At 67.1% G+C, this 15,821-nt stretch carries 19 protein-coding genes; 3 read left to right on the top strand and 16 right to left on the bottom strand.

The genetic code is table 11. The features are described 5' to 3' along the window. Positions 1-90 precede the first annotated feature (90 nt). Together BLW48_RS21005 and BLW48_RS21000 are read left to right on the top strand one after the other, a co-directional pair. Positions 91-1,203, top strand: coding sequence for an ABC transporter substrate-binding protein (locus tag BLW48_RS21005; protein WP_093177288.1), 1,113 nt, complete (start codon positions 91-93; stop codon positions 1,201-1,203). 185 nt (positions 1,204-1,388) lie between these two features. Further along, positions 1,389-2,501: an ABC transporter substrate-binding protein gene (locus BLW48_RS21000; protein ID WP_093056730.1), complete on the top strand. Its 1,113-nt coding sequence runs from the start codon at positions 1,389-1,391 to the stop codon at positions 2,499-2,501. A 9-nt stretch (positions 2,502-2,510) separates the two neighbouring features. On the opposite strand, the gene BLW48_RS35435 is transcribed toward BLW48_RS21000, so the two are convergent. From BLW48_RS35435 to BLW48_RS20935, 14 genes are all read right to left on the bottom strand, one after another. Next, positions 2,511-2,660 (bottom strand): hypothetical protein, encoded by a 150-nt coding sequence (locus tag BLW48_RS35435; RefSeq protein ID WP_177142375.1) that lies wholly within the window; start codon positions 2,658-2,660, stop codon positions 2,511-2,513. Positions 2,661-2,779: 119 nt separating this feature from the next. Beyond that, positions 2,780-4,474 carry an MFS transporter gene (locus tag BLW48_RS20995; protein WP_093056731.1) on the bottom strand — a complete coding sequence of 565 codons (1,695 nt, stop codon included), beginning with the start codon at positions 4,472-4,474 and terminating at the stop codon, positions 2,780-2,782. A 172-nt stretch (positions 4,475-4,646) separates the two neighbouring features. Further along, positions 4,647-5,303, bottom strand: a complete 657-nt coding sequence (locus BLW48_RS20990) for a 2-hydroxychromene-2-carboxylate isomerase (protein WP_093177286.1) — start codon at positions 5,301-5,303, stop codon at positions 4,647-4,649. Next, positions 5,300-5,566 (bottom strand): DUF1289 domain-containing protein, encoded by a 267-nt coding sequence (locus BLW48_RS20985; protein WP_093056733.1) that lies wholly within the window; start codon positions 5,564-5,566, stop codon positions 5,300-5,302. The genes BLW48_RS20990 and BLW48_RS20985 overlap by 4 nt, the downstream gene beginning before the upstream one ends. Then, entirely contained in the window at positions 5,563-6,051 is a 489-nt protein-coding gene (locus BLW48_RS20980) for a YbaK/EbsC family protein (protein ID WP_093056785.1), read from the bottom strand. Before BLW48_RS20980 ends, BLW48_RS20985 begins: the two co-directional genes overlap by 4 nt. 65 nt (positions 6,052-6,116) lie before the next feature. Continuing rightward, on the bottom strand, positions 6,117-6,755 hold the full coding sequence (rhtB, locus tag BLW48_RS20975; protein ID WP_093056734.1) for a homoserine/homoserine lactone efflux protein: 639 nt from the start codon (positions 6,753-6,755) through the stop codon (positions 6,117-6,119). A gap of 3 nt (positions 6,756-6,758) precedes the next feature. Then, a complete protein-coding gene (locus BLW48_RS20970; protein ID WP_093177285.1) occupies positions 6,759-7,679 on the bottom strand; it encodes a hydroxymethylglutaryl-CoA lyase in 921 nt (306 codons plus the stop codon). 138 nt (positions 7,680-7,817) lie between these two features. Then, complete coding sequence (locus tag BLW48_RS20965) at positions 7,818-8,111, bottom strand: acylphosphatase (RefSeq protein WP_093177283.1); 294 nt, start codon at positions 8,109-8,111, stop codon at positions 7,818-7,820. A 16-nt stretch (positions 8,112-8,127) separates the two neighbouring features. Further along, on the bottom strand, positions 8,128-9,297 hold the full coding sequence (locus BLW48_RS20960) for an acyl-CoA dehydrogenase family protein (RefSeq protein WP_093177282.1): 1,170 nt from the start codon (positions 9,295-9,297) through the stop codon (positions 8,128-8,130). Continuing rightward, positions 9,294-10,523: a CaiB/BaiF CoA transferase family protein gene (locus BLW48_RS20955; RefSeq protein WP_093078356.1), complete on the bottom strand. Its 1,230-nt coding sequence runs from the start codon at positions 10,521-10,523 to the stop codon at positions 9,294-9,296. The genes BLW48_RS20960 and BLW48_RS20955 overlap by 4 nt, the downstream gene beginning before the upstream one ends. Further along, positions 10,520-11,536, bottom strand: a complete 1,017-nt coding sequence (locus BLW48_RS20950; protein ID WP_093177280.1) for a Bug family tripartite tricarboxylate transporter substrate binding protein — start codon at positions 11,534-11,536, stop codon at positions 10,520-10,522. Before BLW48_RS20950 ends, BLW48_RS20955 begins: the two co-directional genes overlap by 4 nt. Before the next feature lie 28 nt (positions 11,537-11,564). Next, positions 11,565-11,960 carry a cupin domain-containing protein gene (locus BLW48_RS20945; RefSeq protein WP_093177279.1) on the bottom strand — a complete coding sequence of 132 codons (396 nt, stop codon included), beginning with the start codon at positions 11,958-11,960 and terminating at the stop codon, positions 11,565-11,567. Beyond that, positions 11,957-12,706: an IclR family transcriptional regulator gene (locus BLW48_RS20940; protein ID WP_093177277.1), complete on the bottom strand. Its 750-nt coding sequence runs from the start codon at positions 12,704-12,706 to the stop codon at positions 11,957-11,959. Before BLW48_RS20940 ends, BLW48_RS20945 begins: the two co-directional genes overlap by 4 nt. 89 nt (positions 12,707-12,795) lie before the next feature. Then, positions 12,796-13,716, bottom strand: coding sequence for a 2-hydroxyacid dehydrogenase (locus BLW48_RS20935; RefSeq protein ID WP_093177276.1), 921 nt, complete (start codon positions 13,714-13,716; stop codon positions 12,796-12,798). Positions 13,717-13,810: 94 nt separating this feature from the next. Between BLW48_RS20935 and BLW48_RS20930 the strand changes: the two genes are divergently transcribed. Next, the gene (locus BLW48_RS20930; RefSeq protein WP_093056743.1) at positions 13,811-14,125 is read left to right on the top strand and encodes an EthD family reductase; all 315 of its coding nucleotides are present in this window, start codon (positions 13,811-13,813) and stop codon (positions 14,123-14,125) included. 15 nt (positions 14,126-14,140) lie between these two features. Here the strand turns inward: BLW48_RS20930 and yfcF are convergent, their stop codons facing one another. Both yfcF and BLW48_RS20920 read right to left on the bottom strand, forming a co-directional pair. After that, a complete protein-coding gene (gene yfcF / locus BLW48_RS20925) occupies positions 14,141-14,773 on the bottom strand; it encodes a glutathione transferase (protein WP_093177274.1) in 633 nt (210 codons plus the stop codon). Positions 14,774-14,830: 57 nt separating this feature from the next. Further along, positions 14,831-15,814 carry a DUF4349 domain-containing protein gene (locus tag BLW48_RS20920; protein ID WP_093177273.1) on the bottom strand — a complete coding sequence of 328 codons (984 nt, stop codon included), beginning with the start codon at positions 15,812-15,814 and terminating at the stop codon, positions 14,831-14,833. Between the last annotated feature and the right edge of the window lie 7 nt (positions 15,815-15,821).

The following is a 15,821-nucleotide window of genomic DNA, read 5'->3' as shown; positions in this document are numbered from 1 at the left end:
GGATGGAGTTTCAGACACTTTCAGAAACAAATACGACATTTGTTTTCACATGCTCCCGCGCCAATTCCTGCATTCCCTCGAAAGACTTCCATGACAAAGACGCGCATGCTTTGCGCCGCCGCCCTGCTGGCCCTCAGCGCCGTGGGTACGTCGGCCCAGATCCTGATCGGCCAGACCACCGGCGTGACCGGCTCGGTGGCCGCGAGCGTGAACGAGACCATCGGCGGCGCGCAGCTGCTGATCGACTCGGTCAACGCCCAGGGCGGCATCCACGGCGAGAAGATCGAAATACTGCGCATGGACGACGGCTTCGACGTGAAGCGCGCCAGCGAAAACGCTCGCGTGCTGATCGAAGACAAGAAAGTGCTGGCGCTGTTCATGAGCCGCGGCACGCCGCACTCGCAGGCCATCATCCCGTGGCTCGACAAGTACGACGTGGCGCTCATCGGCCCCTCCACCGGCGCGATGGTGCTGCACAAGCCGCTGCAGAAGCACGTGTTCAACGTGCGCGCCACCTACCAGCGCGAGGCCGAGAAGGCGGTGCAGCACCTGCTGACCATCGGCCTCACGCGGATCGCGGTGGTGCACGTGACCGACTCGTTCGGCACGGACGCACTCGAAGGCGCGATGACCGGCTTCGCCAAGGGCAAGGCCAAGCCGGTCGTGACCATTCCGGCCGACCGCGACAAGCCCGACTACAAGGTCATCGTGCCGGCCATCAAGGACGCCAATGCGCAGGCCGTGGTGTGGATCGGCTCGGGCGTTGCCGTGGTCGACGGCATCAAGGCGCTGCGCGCGGGCGGCTCGGCGGCGCAGGTGGTCACGCTGTCGAACAACGCCTCCTCGGGCTTCATCAAGCAGCTGGGCGACGCGAGCAAGGGCGTGATCGTGACGCAGGTGTTCCCGAACGAGCGCTCGCTCGGCCAGCCGATGGTGAAGGAAGCCCAGGCACTCGCACAGGCCAAGGGCCAGGCGGAGCTGTCGCCGGCCATGCTCGAAGGCTTCGCCTCGGCCAAGGTGCTGGTGGAGGCGCTGCGCCGCGCGGGCCCCAAGCCCACGCGCGCGAAGATGGTCGCTGCGCTCGAAGGCCTCAAGGGCTACGACCTGGGCGGCGGGCTTGAAGTGAGCTATTCGCCGCAGGACCACAGCGGCATCGACTTCGCGGACCTTTCGATCATCAGCGACGGGCGCTTCAAGCGCTGAGCCCCGCCCCTCGACTACGCCTTTCGAACCAACGGCCCGCCGGCAAAACCGGCGGGCCGTTGGCTCTGGGCATTCTGCAAACCTTGGTTTGACAGGGTTTCCGCGAACTGGCGGCAAGTGACGTTCAGCAACACATTACACACCTGCTGACAGAAGCACTCCGCTTCGTGGAAAGGCTTTGCTCGATGAAAAAGACGTTCACGTCCTGCGCCGTGGCGCTGCTCCTGGCCATGGCGGCCCCGGGCGCATCGGCCCAGATCCTGATCGGCCAGTCGGCCGATCTTTCGGGGCCGGTGGCGGCCAGCGTCAAGGAAACCATCATGGGCTCGCAACTGGTCATCGACCAGGTCAACGCCCAGGGCGGCATCAACGGCGAGCAGATCGAGGTGATCCGTATGGACGACGGCCTCGACGCCAAGCGCTCGCTGGAGAACACGCGCGTGCTCATCGAAGACAAGAAGGTCGTCGCGCTGCTGCTCAACCGCGGCACGCCCAACACGCTCGCGGTGATTCCGCTGCTCGACAAGTACGGCGTGGCGTTGGTCGGCCCTTCGACGGGTGCGATGGCGCTGCACAAGCCGCTGCAGAAGAACATCTTCAACGTGCGCTCGACCTACCAGCGCGAGGCCGAGAAGGCCGTGCAGCACCTGCAGACCACCGGCATCCAGCGCATCGCCGTGGTGCAGGCCGACGACTCCTTCGGCAAGGACGCGATGGAAGGCGCGAACAAGGGCTTCGAGAAAGCGAACCTGAAGCCGGCCGTGGTCGCGCTGGCCGACCGCAACAAGCCCGACTTCGCGGCGATCGTTCCGCAGCTGACCAAGGCCAACGCGCAGGCGGTGCTGTGGATCGGCTCGGGCACTGCCGTGACCGACGGCATCAAGGCGCTGCGCGCCGCGGGCTCGGCGGCGCAGATCATCACGCTGTCGAACAACGCGGCCTCGGGCTTCATCAAGGAACTGGGCTCGGCGAGTGCCGGCGTGATCATCACGCAGGTGCTGCCCTACGAGCGCTCCTTCGGCCACCCGCTCATCAAGGAAGCGCTGGCGCTGGCCAAGGCCAAGGGCCAGAACGACCTGTCGCCCGCGCTGCTCGAAGGCTTCGTCGCCACCAAGGTGATGGTGGAGGCGCTGCGCCGCACGGGCCCGAAGCCCACGCGCGCAAAGCTCATCGCCACGCTCAACAACTTCCAGTACGACGTGGGCGGCGGGCTCGACGTGAGCTACTCGCCGACCGATCACACAGGCATCGACTTCGTAGACCTGTCGATCGTCAGCGACGGCAAATTCAAGAGATAAGGCTGCGCCTTACTTGGCCGCAGCGGCGGGCGCAGGCTCGTGCGTGGTGGTATCGCCACCGTGCTTCTCGCCCGACATGTCGACCTTGTCGCCGGCCTTGGAGATCACGTACAGAGCAATGGCGGCAAAGATGACGAAGCCGACGACGAGTTTCCACATGGGTGTTGTCTCCTGACGAGGTTGATTGATTCGAGGGGTTCAAGAAAAAGGCCTCATGCGGTTGGCATGAAGCCTCTTTGTTGAACGGAGGGCATGGCGCCCTCCTGTGCGAGCGACGCTCAGTCGTTCGCGTAGATGTCCACGTTCTTGGTTTCGCGGATGAAGATCGTGCCCACCACCAGCGTGATGCCGGCAATGATGATCGGATACCAAAGCCCGTTGTACATGTTGCCGGTGGAGGCCACGATGGCGAAGGCAGTGGTCGGCAGCAGGCCGCCGAACCAGCCGTTGCCGATGTGGTACGGCAGGCTCATCGAGGTGTAGCGGATGCGCGTGGGGAACAGCTCGACCAGCATCGCCGCGATCGGGCCGTAGACCATGGTCACCAGCAGCACCAGCCAGAACAGCAGCAGCACCGTCATCACCTTGTTGATCTTGGCTGGGTCGGCCTTGGCCGGGTAGCCCGCAACCTTCAGGTCTTCGGCCACGCCCTTCTTGAAGGCAGCGATTTCCTTGGCGGAGTTCTCGTCGAACTTGGAGTTCGCGACGTTGCCGACCGGCGCCTCGACCGACTTGTCGCCGATCTTCACGATGGCCTTCGAACCCGGCGCGCCGGCCACGTTCTCATAGCTCACCGAGTTCTGCACGAGGTAGCGCTTGGCGATGTCGCACGAGCTGCGGAAGTCGATCTCGCGGGCCACCGGATTGCCCTGGAACGAGCAGGTCGCCGGGTCGGCCGTCACCGTGACGGCGGCCGTGGCCTGTGCGCGGGCCAGGTCGGGGTTGGCGGCTTCGGTCAGCATCTTGAAGACCGGGAAGTAGGTGACCACGGCCAGCAGGCAGCCGGCCATGATGATCGGCTTGCGGCCGATCTTGTCCGACAGCGTGCCGAACACCACGAAGAACGGCGTACCGAGCAGCAGCGCGGCGGCGATCATCAGGTTGGCCGTGGTCGCATCGACCTTCAGCTGCGCAGTCAGGAAGAAGAGCGCGTAGAACTGGCCCGAATACCAGACCACCGCCTGGCCTGCCGTGAGGCCGACCAGCGCCAGGATGACGATCTTCAGGTTCTTCCACTCGCCGAACGACTCGGACAGCGGCGCCTTCGAGGTCTTGCCCTCGGCCTTCATCTTCTGGAAGGCCGGCGATTCGCTCAGCGACAGGCGGATCCACACCGAGATGCCCAGCAGCAGGATCGACACCAGGAACGGAATGCGCCAGCCCCAGTCGTTGAACACCGCTTCGCCGAGCCATTCGCGCACGCCCAGGATCACCAGCAGGCTCAGGAACAGGCCGAGCGTTGCCGTGGTCTGGATCCACGAGGTGTAGGCGCCGCGCTTGCCGTGCGGCGAGTGCTCGGCCACGTAAGTGGCGGCACCGCCGTATTCACCGCCGAGCGCCAGGCCCTGCAGCATGCGCAGCGCGATCAGGATCACCGGCGCCGCGACGCCGATGGTCGCGTAGCTGGGCAGCAGGCCGACGATGAAGGTCGACAGGCCCATGATCAGGATCGTCACCAGGAAGGTGTACTTGCGCCCGATCATGTCGCCCAGGCGGCCGAACACGATGGCGCCGAACGGACGCACCAGGAAGCCGGCGGCGAACGCCAGCAGCGCGAAGATGAAGGCCGCGCCCGCATCCAGGCCACTGAAGAACTGCTTCGCGATGATCGCGGCCAGCGAACCGTAGAGGTAGAAGTCGTACCACTCGAACACGGTGCCGAGCGAGGAGGCGAAGATGACTTTCTTCTCCTCCGCTGACATGGGCCGGGGGGCCGGATGCGGCACTCCCCTCGAATCTAGTGTGGCTGCCATTGGTCATCTCCTGTGTATGCGTTCGTTGCGGTTCCCGGCATTCGGGACCGTGAGGCATTCTTGGAGGCGCGACTGACCCGAGCCTTGCGCGAAACTGAACCGACGCTTACGGATTAGGGTGAAACCCGCGCAGCGCGTTTCAGCCTGTAAGAAATTCGGCCCTTACCGGGTTTTACCTAGGTGCCTGGTTCTTGCTGCTGCGCAGCAGGGATGGGCGCTGGTCGGCCAAGGTCCATTGCGGGCCGTCGAACCATGCGTCGCCCATCAGATAGGCACGCAGCATCTGGAGGCCGTCGAAGCCCCAGAACAGGCGGCCGTCGACCACATAGGCCGGCGTGCCGAACACGCCGAGCTGCAGGGCCTCGTCGGTGTTCCGCTTGAGCAGGGCCTTGCTCTCGTCGCTGCTCGCTTCGCGCTTCGGCTTCAGCTGTGCAGTGAGCGCAGCAAGGCGCGTGGCGTCGCCAGGCTCTTCACCGCCGCGCCACACGTGGCGGAAGACGGTCTCTGCCACAAGGCGGCTGATGCTGCCGTCGTCACTGGTCGACAGCGCGAGCCGCAGGTGGGCCAGCGGGTTGTAAGGATGCGAGGCCGGCATCTCGATCTCGATGCCGTTCGCATGGCCCAGCCAGAGCACGTGGCGATACGTCCAGCTGCGCTTCGACGGAATCTCTGCCGGGCCGAGTTGCCCGTGCTGCTTGAGCAGCGCGCCCAGCAGCACCGGCTTGTACGCCACGCTGTAGTTCAGGCCTTCGAGCGCCTCGGGCAGGTGTTCGAACGCGAGATGCGCGTAGGGCGAGATGAAGTCGAGATAGAAGTCGATGTGCTTCATGCGTGCCTGTCTCCTGTGTCGGCTGGAGCCCGCCAGATGCCGGCCTTGGCCCGCAACTCTATCGCTCGCCACACATGGCGCCGCGTTTCGTCTTCCATCTTGCTCCAGCCCGCGATCTCGGGAATGGTGCGCAGGCAGCCTTCGCAGAAGCCGCTGAGGCGGTCCATGCGGCACACCGAGGAGCACGGCGAGGGCACGTCTTGCGCCATGGCCTGCACGGCCACGGCGCGTTCGGCGAGCGTTTCCGCCTCGTCGAAATTCACACCACGTCCGCCACCGGCGCGCCGGTGAGCTTCTCGAGGTCATGCGGGCGCAGCTGGAACACCGCATGCGGATGGCCCGCGGCCGCCCAGATTTCCTCGAAGCGGAACAGCTCGCGGTCGATCAACACCACGGGCTTGGTCACATGGCCCACGGGCGAGACGCCGCCGATGGTGAAGCCGGTGCGCGCCTTCACGAAGTCGGCATCGGCACGGCCGGTCTTGCCGACCAGCGCATCGACCTTCTTCTCGTCCACGCGCTTGTCGCCCGAGGTGATGACCAGCACCGCCACTTCGTCGCTCTTGCGGCGGAAGATGATGCTCTTGGCGATCTGCCCGACGGAGATGCCGAGCGCATCGGCCGCCTGCTGCGCGGTGCGGCAGGCGTCGTCGAGCATGCGTGGCGAATGGGGGTGGCCGGCGTCCTGCAGCACGCGGGAGACACGCTGGACGCCTTCGGGGAGGGAGTGGAGTTCAGAGCCGCACATGGACATGGATTCGAATCTATCAGGCACCGTGGTGCCGGGGGAATGAGGAAACGGGTCCGCAGCCTCTACGCGCTGCGCTTGAATGCAAACAGGAATGCGCCCATCGCCATCAGCACGCCGCCGAAGACGCGGTTCTGCGCACGCCGGGCGCGCACGCTGCGAAGCACGCCCTGCAGCCGCGCGGCCAGCCATGCGTAACCGTGCATCACAGTCACGTCGACCATCACCGTCGTGGCCAGCAGCACCAGCAGCTGCAGCCACAGCGGCCGCGTCGGCTGGATGAACTGCGGCAGCACGGCCGCCATGAAGACGATGCCCTTGGGGTTGGTCACGTTGGTCAGGAAGCCGCGCAGCACGCGCTGCGGCGCCGTGAGGTCGGGCTCGGAGGCCGCCTCCTGCGCGTTGCCGTCGATCTTCGCAACGGGCGCGCGCCACTGGCGCCAGCCCAGCCACAGAAGGTAGCAAGCGCCGACCACTTTGATGACCGTGAACGCGGTGGCCGAGGCGGTGAGCACCGCGCCCACGCCGAGCCCGGCCACCAGCAGGATCACGGCGAGCCCCAGCTGGAGCCCGACGATGGTCGCCGTGGTGCGCCGCACGCCGTAGCTGAGCCCATGGCTCATGCTGAGCACCGCGCCCGAACCGGGCGACACGGCGATGACGCAACTCGCCACCAGGAATGCGAGCCAGACTTGCAGGTCCATGCTTCAACCCGCCCGCTTGGTGCGAATGGCCTTCGAGGCGCGCGAGTTCGGCTCGCGGCCCAGCGCCTCGCTGATGTACACGCCCGCGTCGATCAGCCTGTCGAGGTCGATGCCGGTCTCGATGCCCATGCCGTGCAGCATGTAGACCACGTCTTCGGTCGCCACGTTGCCGGTCGCGCCCTTGGCGTACGGGCAGCCGCCCAGGCCGGCCGAGGACGATTGGAAGTTCCACACGCCCATCTCGAGCGCCGCCAGCGTGTTGACCAGCGCCTGCCCGTAGGTGTCGTGAAAGTGGCCGGAAATGGCGTCGACATCGAAGTGCGCCAGCGTGGCCTCCATCGCCGCCTGCACCTTGCGCGGCGTGCCCACGCCGATGGTGTCGGCCACGTCCACGCGCTGCACGCCGATGCCCTTCATCAGCTGCGCGAGGTAGCCGACCTTGGCCGGCGCGATCTCGCCTTCATAGGGGCAGCCCACGGTGCACGACATGGCGCCGCGCACACGGATGCCCTTCTCGAGCGCCGCGGCCACCACGGGCGCAAAGCGCTCGATGCTCTCGGCAATGGAGCAGTTGATGTTCTTCTGGCTGAAGGCTTCGCTCGCGGCGCCGAACACCACGATCTCGTCGGGCCACTCTTCGCGCGGCGCGGCGATGGCGGCCTCGAAGCCTTTCATGTTGGGCGTGAGCACCGAATAGCGCACGCCGGGCTCGCGCCTGATGCCGTGCATCACCTCGGCGTTGTCGGCCATCTGCGGCACCCACTTGGGGCTCACGAAGCTGGTGACCTCGATCTCCTTGAGCCCCGCATCCTGCAGGCGGTGCACGAGGCCGATCTTCACTTCGGCTGAGACCGGCTGCTTTTCGTTCTGCAGGCCGTCGCGCGGGCCGACGTCGACGATCTTGACTTTGGTGGGGAGTTTCATGGGATGTCTCTTGTGTCGCGGGAGGATGAGAAACCGCCTTCGATTGTCCGACACATGCAATTGCCCTGCTTGGTACACAAGCCGCGGAAGGTAGCAATGCCCGCCTGCGGGGTTGCAAATGGCGCCAGCCGGCGGGTACTAGGCGGTTTCGCGCTGCTCGAAGCCCTCGGGCACGCCGTGCGTAGCCGCATCGCTCACGTCGACTGCATCCACGCGCGCACCGTCCGGCCCCTGGCGCGCCCAGCGGATCAACTCTTCCACCGCGTCGGCCCCGCCGGCTGCAAGCGCCTCCACGCTCCCGTCGCGCCGGTTGCGCACCCAGCCGCGCACGCCGAGCCGCTTCGCCGCCTGCACCATCGACCAGCGGTAACCCACGCCCTGCACGCGGCCGCGGATGGCGAGGTGGCGGGTGACGATGGCGTCGTTGTTCATGGCGTGGTGGTGCAGATCAGTACGACTTGGGCAGCCCCAGCGCTTTTTCGGCGATGAAGTTCAGGATCATCTGCGGGCTCACGGGTGCGATACGCGGAATGTAGCTCTCGCGCAGCAGCCGCTCCACGTGGTATTCCTTCGCATAGCCCATGCCACCCAGCGTGAGCACGGCGTTCTGGCAGGCATCGTGCGCCGCTTCTGCCGCGAGGTACTTGGCGGCGTTGGCCTCGATGCCGCAGGGCTCACCCGCGTCGTACAGCGTGGCGGCCTTGAGCATCATCAGATCTGCGGCCTCCAGGTTGGCCCAGGCCCGCGCCAGCGGATGCGCCACGCCCTGGTTCTGGCCGATGGGCCGGCCGAACACGACACGCTCCTGTGCGTACTGCGAAGCGATGCGCAGCGCCGCGCGGCCGATGCCGATGGCTTCCGCCGCGATCAATATGCGCTCGGGGTTGAGGCCGTGCAGGATGTATTCGAAGCCGCGCCCTTCCTCGCCGATGCGGTCTTCTTCCGGCACTGCGAGCCCGTCGATGAAGAGCATGTTCGAGTCGACTGCCGCACGGCCCAGTTTGTGGATCTCGCGCACCTCGACCTTGCTGCGGTCCAGCGGCGTGTAGAACAGCGTGAGGCCCTGCGTGGGCTTTTTCACCTGGTCCAGCGGCGTGGTGCGCGTGAGGATCAGCATGCGGTCGGCCACCTGCGCGGTCGATATCCAGATCTTGCGGCCGTGCAGCAGGTAGCCGCCATCCGGCTGTCGCACCGCCTGCGTCTTGAGGCTGGTGGTGTCGAGCCCCGCGTCGGGCTCGGTCACGGCGAAGCAGGCTTTCTCCTTGCCGGCGATCAGCGGCGGCAGGAAGCGCTGGCGCTGCTCCTCGCTGCCGAACACCACCACCGGGTTGAGCCCGAAGATGTTCATGTGCACCGACGACGCGCCCGACATACCCGCGCCCGATGCACTGATGGCGCGCATCATCAGCGCCGCCTCGGTGATGCCGAGCCCCGCGCCGCCCTGCGCCTCGGGCATGGCGATGCCGAGCCAGCCGCTCTCGGCCACGGCGCGGTGGAACTCGTGCGGGAACACGGCGCGGTCGTCGTGGTCGCGCCAGTAGTCGGCGGGAAAGTCTTCGCAAAGGCGTTCGATGGCCGCGACCAGCGAGCGCTGGTCTTCGTTCAGGGAGAAATTCATTCTTCGCCGTCTTTCTTCAATGGGTCCGGTTGCAGCGTGACGCCGCTTTCGAGCATGCGTTCGATGGCCTCGTCGCCGTAGCCCGCTTCGCGCAGCAGCTCCACGCTCTGCTCGCCGATGCGCGGCGTGGGGCGGCGGATGGCGGTGGGCGTGGCGCTGTAGCGGCCGACCGGCGCGAGGGTGCGGATGCGGCCCTCCGTCGGATGGTCGAGCTCGGGGTAGAAACCGACGGCGCGCAGGTGCGGGTCGTCGAGCAGGCTGTCGGTGCTGTGCAGCCGCGCGACGGGAATGTCCGCGACATCGAGCGCGGCAAACCATTCGTCGCTGGTGCGCGTGGCCATCACCTCGGCCACGAAGGCATAGACCGCGCCGATGTTCGCGGCGCGCGCCGTATGGGTGCCGAACATCGGCGAGCTGCGCAGCTCGGGCCGGCCGATCACATCGAAGAAGGCCTGCCAGTGCTTGTCGTTGTAGATGAGCACGCTGAGGTAGCCGTCGGCCGTGGCGTAGGGCTTGCGATGCGGTGCGAGCAGGCGCGCATAGCCGGTGGGACCGAGCGGCGGCTCGAAGCTGTGGCCGCCGAGATGGTCGCCCATGACGAACTGCGACAGGGCTTCGAACATGGGCACCTCGACGGCCTGGCCCTTGCCGGTGCGTTGGGCGTGCAGCACGGCGGCGAGCAATGCGATGGCGGCTTGCAGGCCGACGGCGCGGTCGGCCAGCGTGACGGGTGCGTAGCGCGGCGCGCCGCCGCTTTGCTGCGCGAACAGCGAGGCAACGCCTGCTGCACCTTGGATGAGGTCGTCGTAGGCGGGCTTGCCGGCATAGGGCCCCTGCTCGCCGTAGCCAAAGGCGCCGAGGTAGACGATCTTCGGGTTGACCGCAGCCACGGCTTCGTAGCCCAGCCCGAGCCGCGCCATCGCCTGCGGCCGCGTGTTGTAGATCAGCGCATCGCACCCCGCCGCCAGCTTCAGGCAGGCCTCGCGCCCCTCGGGCTGCTTGAGGTCGAGCACGATGGAGCGCTTGTTGCGGTTGAGGTGCATCGCCATCGCGCCCATACCCGGGTGGCGCATCGGGCCGACGGCACGCAGGTTGTCGCCGCCGGGCGGCTCGACCTTGATGATGTCGGCGCCAAGGTCGCCGAGCGTCTGCGTCGCATACGGCCCCATCACCACGGCCGTGAGGTCGAGGATGCGGATGCCCTCCAGAGGTCCGGTCGCACTCATTCGGGCTGGATCCCCGCGGCCTGGATCAGCTTCTTCCACTTCGCAAGCTCCGACACGGTGAACGCGCCCAGCTCTTCCGGCGTGCTGCCGAAGGCATCGAAGCCCAGCTTCGCCACACGCTCCCGGAAGGCCGCGCCGTTGGCCATCTCGGACAGCGCCTTGTTGAGCTTCAGCACGATGTCTCGCGGCGTGCCGGCCGGCGCGAACACGCCGTTCCACGAAGTGATGTCGAAGCCTTTCAGCTCGGGCGTGTCGGCCAGCGGCGGCAGCTCGGGAAAGAGCTTGGTGCGCTCCTGCGTGGTGACGGCAATCGCGCGCATCTTGCCGGCCTTCACCGTGGCAAGGCCCGCGGCGAGGTCGACCACCATCATCGACACCTGCCCGCCGATCAGGTCGGCAATTGCAGGCGGCGTGCTCTTGTAGGGCACATGCAGCATCGGCACGCCGCTCATGCGCGACAGCGTGGCGCCGCTCACGATGCCGGTGCTGTTGCCGCTCGCATAGGTCAGCTTGCCGGGGTGCGCGCGGCCCCAGGCCAGCAGCTCGGCCACGCTTTTGACGGGCAGTTCGTTGTTCACCACCAGCATGAACGGCAGGTTGCCCATGCGGCTGACGGGCGCGAAGTCTTTCACCGGGTCGTAGGGCAGCGACTTCATCAGGCTCGGGTTGGCCGAGTGCGTGGTGTTGGTCGTCATGAACAGCGTGTAGCCGTCGGGCGGCGCCTTGGCGACGAACTCGGCCGCGATGACGCCGTTGGCGCCGGCCTTGTTGTCGACGATGACCGAAGCCTTGAGCGCCTCGCCGAGCATCTGCCCGGTGATGCGCGCCACGGCATCGGTGCCGCTGCCGGCCGCGAAGGGTACGACGAGCCTGATCGGCTGCTTCGGGTAGCCGTCCTGCGCGAAGGCCCACGGCACGGTGCCGGCAAGCCCCGCGGCCGCGCCGATGGAAATGAAACGGCGGCGGTTCGCCACCGCGACCGTTTGACCTGTCGCGTTCTTCGTCGTCTGCATGTGGTTTGTCTCCGGTTGTTGTGTCGGTTCAGGGCCGGATCACGCGCTCCGGCGATTCCTCGTACGGCGGGCTGTAGATCACCAGCACGCGCACCGGCTCGTCGCTCACCACCGTGAAGGTGTGCATCGCGTCGGCCGGGAAAAAGCAGCTGTCACCGGGGTGCAGCTCCTGCCGCTGGCCGCCCACCTCGGCGACCGCGCGGCCTTCGAGCATGTAGCAGACCTGCTCGATGCCCGGGTGCGCATGCGGCAGCGCGCCCTTGCCCTTCTGGATGTGGCCGACCAGCACTTCGAGCTGCCTGGCGCCCACGGTCTCTGGGCCGATCAGGCGCTTGTTCAGCGTGCCGGTGTGGTTGGCGGGGTGGTAGCCGGCGATCTCGTCCTCGCGGACGAAGTAGCGTGGGGCAGCGGTCGTTGCAGTCATCGGGGGCTTTCTGTCTTGGGTTCGATGGCGAGGCAGGCCGAGCGCAGCATTGCGGCGATCTCCTCGATGCGCGCCTCCATGCGGTAGCGCGGGCCTGCAACCGAGATGGCATAGGCCTCGCCGCCGATGCGCAGCGGCCAGGCCAGGCCGATCAGGTCGGGAATGCTTTCGCCGAGGTTGCCGTACCAGCCGCGCGCGGCGGAGCGCTGCAGCTCGGCCTCGATGGCGTCGGCGGTGGTGAGCGTGGCCTCGGTCAGCGGCGCGAGCGTCATGCCGCCCAGCAGCTTGCGGCGCGCTTCGGCGTCGAGCGTGGACAGCAGCGCGCGGCCCAGCGAATTGGCGTAGGCCGGGCGCGTTTCGCCCGATTCGGCCGTGTAGCGGATGCTCTGCGGCGCGCTCAGCACCTCCAGGTAGACCACCAGGCCCGCATCGCGGAACTTGGCGAAGACCACCGTCTCGCGCGCCGCGTCGCGCAGCTCTTCGAGCGTGGCCTTCACCCGGTCGAGCACCGGGTCGTGGGCGGCGATGACCTGCGCCATCGCAAGCAGGCGGCCGGTCGGGTAGTAGCCCTGGCGGCGGCCGGTTTCGTACATGTAGCCCTGCTCTTCGAGCGTGCGGATCAGGCCCAGGCAGCTCGACACCGGCATGTCGAGCAGGCGCGCCATCTCGGACAACGCCAACGGCTGCTTCTCGCGGGCGAAGAGCTCGACGATCTCGATCACCCGAAACGCGGTTTTCACAGTCATGAAAAGATTTTCATACTTGTGAAAAACTTGCGCTTCGGGGTTTCCCCTGCCCGCACCCTATTCCGGCGGGCCCGACGTAGCTTGTGCCGTCAGTAGCCGCGCGCGGGATCGACCACGCCGGCAACCGGCAGGCCCTGCTCCATCGCGCGGATCTTCCCGGCGATCTGGGTGATGGACTCCTCGCGCAGCGTGCGCGCCGAGCCGTGCGGCGTCACGGTGATCTTCGGGTGGCGCCAGAAGGCGTGCTCGGCCGGCAGCGGCTCGACCCGGAACACATCGAGCGTCGCGCCCGCGAGTTGGCCCGCGTCGAGCATCGGAATGAGGTCGTCTTCGACCAGATGGCCACCGCGCGCGATGCTGATGAGATAGCCCTCGGGCCGCAGCTTGCCCAGCGTGTTGCGATTGAGGATGCCGCGCGTCGCCTCGGTCAGCGGCAGCAGGTTGACCAGCACGCGCGTGGACGACAGGAACTCGTCGAACTGCGCCTCGCCGCTGAACACGCGCACGCCGTCGATCTCTTTTGGCGAACGGCTCCAGCCCAGCACCGGAAACTCGAACTGCGCCACGGCCTTGGCCACGCGCTCGCCGAGCACGCCCAGGCCCATGATGCCGACCGGGAAGTCGCGCCGCAGCTTCGGCTTGCGGTAGCTCCACTTGCCTTCGCGTGCATCGGCCTCGTAGGCGTCGAACTCGCGGAAATGGCGAATGAGCGTGTGGCAGACGTACTCGGCCATCTGCACCGACATGCCCGCGTCGTCGAGCCGCACGATGCGCGTGTGCGCCGGCACCTTGAGCTTGAGCAGCGCGTCGACGCCCGCGCCGATGTTGAAGATGCCGCGCAGCTTGGGCTGCTCATCGAAAAACTCCTGCGGCGGCGCCCAGACCACGGCATGGTCGGCCTGCGGCGCGCCGGGCTTCCATGCTTCGATGACGGCGTCGGGGAGTTCGGCCTTCAGGCCTTCGATCCAGGGGTCTGGGCGGTTGTCGGTGAGGTAGACGGTGATTCGCATGGGCACGCATCTTAGGTCGCGCCCGCGTCGCCCTCGGCTTGTGCGGGCACTGGCCATCTCCTATCCTCGAACGCTCACCTCAGGAGACCCCTAAATGATCAAATTCAGCGTGATGTATCCCCACGCCCCCGGCGCACGGTTCGATCACGACTACTACCGCGAAAAGCACATGCCCCTGATCAAGGCCCGCATGGGCGACGCATGCCTCTCGTACACCATCGACAAGGGCCTTACCGGCGGCGCACCGGACTCCGCGCCCACCTACGTCGCCATGTGCCACGTGTTCGCCGAATCGGTCGAGGCCTTCCAGAATGCCTTCGGTCCGCACGCGAAGGAGATCAGGGGCGACGTGAAGAACTACACCGACATCGCGCCGGTGATACAGATCAGCGAAGTGGTGGTGGGCTGACGGGCCGCCTCGCCCTCAGCGCAGCGGCCGCTCCAGCGCCACCCAGCTCTGGACGGACGGCCGCTGCCACTGCCGGTCCGCGTACGACGCCAGCCGCTGCGGCACGGCGTCTCCGTTCATGACCAGGCGATTCAGCATCAGCGCCAGGTCGACGTCGGCGATGGACCACTCGCCGAACAGGTTCTCCGCGTCATCGGGAAGCAGCGCCTGCGCCACCTGGAAGAGCGTCTTCGCCGACTGGTGCGCCACCGCCGACAGCGGCGCGCTCGCCGGGCCGTAGAAGATCACCTCGGTCGAGCGCTCCTGGCGGATCGGCATCAGGTCGCTGCGAAGCCAGGCCTGCAGCTGGCGCGCGCGGGCTCGGGCACGCGGCTCGGCCGGGTACAGCGCCGTTCCCTGCGCGAAGGCCTCGTCGATGTACTCGGTGATCGCGGACGACTCCGACAGGGAGAAGTCGCCGTGCACCAGCGTCGGCACGCGCTGCGTCAGCGAGAGCTGCGAGAAGCCGGCCGCCCTGTGCTCCAGCGCCCCAAGGTCGACGGGGGACAAGTCGAAGTCCAGCTGCTTTTCATGCAGCGCCACGAACACCGACATGGCATAGGGGCTGGTGAACTGGGCATCCACGTAGAGACGTAGCGGATCCGGCATCGAGAAAGGCTCCTGCGTAAGAAAAAGGGCCTCAAACCGACCCTCCCGCGATCTTACTTACTTGGCTTCCCTGGCTGTGGCGCGGCGACGACGCCACAGCACGCGCACCAGCCATCCCATCGGCAGCACCACCAGCACCAGCCACGGCAGCACCGCCGCGACGAAGGTGATCAGCGAGCCCACGCTTTCCGCCAGCACCGAGCCCGCGTTGCGCAGCGCATGTCCCATCGGGCTGTACCCATCGCTGCCACTCACCAGCGCGCGCCTGGGCGTGAACTGGATCTGGATGTGCTGCTTGCTGGTCTGCTGCGCCAGCACCTTGCGCTGCGTGGCGATGGCGTCGAGTTCGGCCTGCGTGTCCGACAGCGTGCGCTGGATGGCCAGCAGGTCGGCCATGGTGCGCTTGGTGACGGTGTCGCGCAGCATCGTGCGCAGGCTGTCGCGGAACTCGGTGCGGTTCTTGATGCGGGCCTCGACGTCGATCACCTCGGCGGTCTTGTCCTCGCTGGTGGTGGTGTGCGAGACCACGTTCGCCACGCCGGCCAGGCCGCCGAGCAGCTTGTCGACATCGGCGGGTTCCACGCGCATCTCGAGCATGGCGCTGCCGGGCTGTTGCGGCGTCTCGCGCAACAGGGAAGAAGACAGCAGCTCGCACTTCAGCGAACCGCACAGGTCGCGTACCTTGCCCCAGGCGTCGGCCAGCTGCTCGGCCGGCACTTCGACGTTCAAGTCCTGCCGCACGGCCAGGAAGCGCTGCAGCGGCGTGTTGTCCTGCGACTGGTCGGTGGCCGACGGTGCGGAGGCCGGTGCCGCGGAACGCATTCGCGCCTCCTTCCTCATGGCCATGCCACCGGCATAGCCAGCTGCAGCCTGCATGGGCGCGGGCGGCGGCGAGGCCGGCTCGGCGAGCGTGGCAGTCTCGTTGTTCCTGCGGTCGCAACCGGCGAGCGACAGCGCGGCCGCCAGGGCCAGCAAGACGATGCCCGCGCGGTGGCGGGCAGAGAGGAAACGGGGCGAACCGGAAGGCGTGCGATAGGTCATGGAGAGT

Origin of the sequence: Variovorax sp. YR266, assembly GCF_900107295.1 — a bacterium.
GTDB lineage: Bacteria > Pseudomonadota > Gammaproteobacteria > Burkholderiales > Burkholderiaceae_C > Variovorax.
This window is presented reverse-complemented; position numbering and strand designations above follow the sequence as displayed.

What these genes read in the sequence shown, in the direction of transcription:
- BLW48_RS20920 (WP_093177273.1), bottom strand. Translation starts at nt 15,814, where the DNA reads ATGACCTATCGCACGCCTTCCGGTTCGCCCCGTTTCCTCTCTGCCCGC.
- BLW48_RS20930 (WP_093056743.1), top strand. Translation starts at nt 13,811, where the DNA reads ATGATCAAATTCAGCGTGATGTATCCCCACGCCCCCGGCGCACGGTTC.
- BLW48_RS20960 (WP_093177282.1), bottom strand. Translation starts at nt 9,297, where the DNA reads ATGAATTTCTCCCTGAACGAAGACCAGCGCTCGCTGGTCGCGGCCATC.
- BLW48_RS20970 (WP_093177285.1), bottom strand. Translation starts at nt 7,679, where the DNA reads ATGAAACTCCCCACCAAAGTCAAGATCGTCGACGTCGGCCCGCGCGAC.
- BLW48_RS20935 (WP_093177276.1), bottom strand. Translation starts at nt 13,716, where the DNA reads ATGCGAATCACCGTCTACCTCACCGACAACCGCCCAGACCCCTGGATC.
- BLW48_RS20955 (WP_093078356.1), bottom strand. Translation starts at nt 10,523, where the DNA reads ATGAGTGCGACCGGACCTCTGGAGGGCATCCGCATCCTCGACCTCACG.
- BLW48_RS20990 (WP_093177286.1), bottom strand. Translation starts at nt 5,303, where the DNA reads ATGAAGCACATCGACTTCTATCTCGACTTCATCTCGCCCTACGCGCAT.
- BLW48_RS20965 (WP_093177283.1), bottom strand. Translation starts at nt 8,111, where the DNA reads ATGAACAACGACGCCATCGTCACCCGCCACCTCGCCATCCGCGGCCGC.
- BLW48_RS21005 (WP_093177288.1), top strand. Translation starts at nt 91, where the DNA reads ATGACAAAGACGCGCATGCTTTGCGCCGCCGCCCTGCTGGCCCTCAGC.
- BLW48_RS21000 (WP_093056730.1), top strand. Translation starts at nt 1,389, where the DNA reads ATGAAAAAGACGTTCACGTCCTGCGCCGTGGCGCTGCTCCTGGCCATG.
- rhtB (WP_093056734.1), bottom strand. Translation starts at nt 6,755, where the DNA reads ATGGACCTGCAAGTCTGGCTCGCATTCCTGGTGGCGAGTTGCGTCATC.
- BLW48_RS35435 (WP_177142375.1), bottom strand. Translation starts at nt 2,660, where the DNA reads ATGTGGAAACTCGTCGTCGGCTTCGTCATCTTTGCCGCCATTGCTCTG.
- BLW48_RS20950 (WP_093177280.1), bottom strand. Translation starts at nt 11,536, where the DNA reads ATGCAGACGACGAAGAACGCGACAGGTCAAACGGTCGCGGTGGCGAAC.
- BLW48_RS20980 (WP_093056785.1), bottom strand. Translation starts at nt 6,051, where the DNA reads ATGTGCGGCTCTGAACTCCACTCCCTCCCCGAAGGCGTCCAGCGTGTC.
- yfcF (WP_093177274.1), bottom strand. Translation starts at nt 14,773, where the DNA reads ATGCCGGATCCGCTACGTCTCTACGTGGATGCCCAGTTCACCAGCCCC.
- BLW48_RS20940 (WP_093177277.1), bottom strand. Translation starts at nt 12,706, where the DNA reads ATGACTGTGAAAACCGCGTTTCGGGTGATCGAGATCGTCGAGCTCTTC.
- BLW48_RS20995 (WP_093056731.1), bottom strand. Translation starts at nt 4,474, where the DNA reads ATGGCAGCCACACTAGATTCGAGGGGAGTGCCGCATCCGGCCCCCCGG.
- BLW48_RS20945 (WP_093177279.1), bottom strand. Translation starts at nt 11,960, where the DNA reads ATGACTGCAACGACCGCTGCCCCACGCTACTTCGTCCGCGAGGACGAG.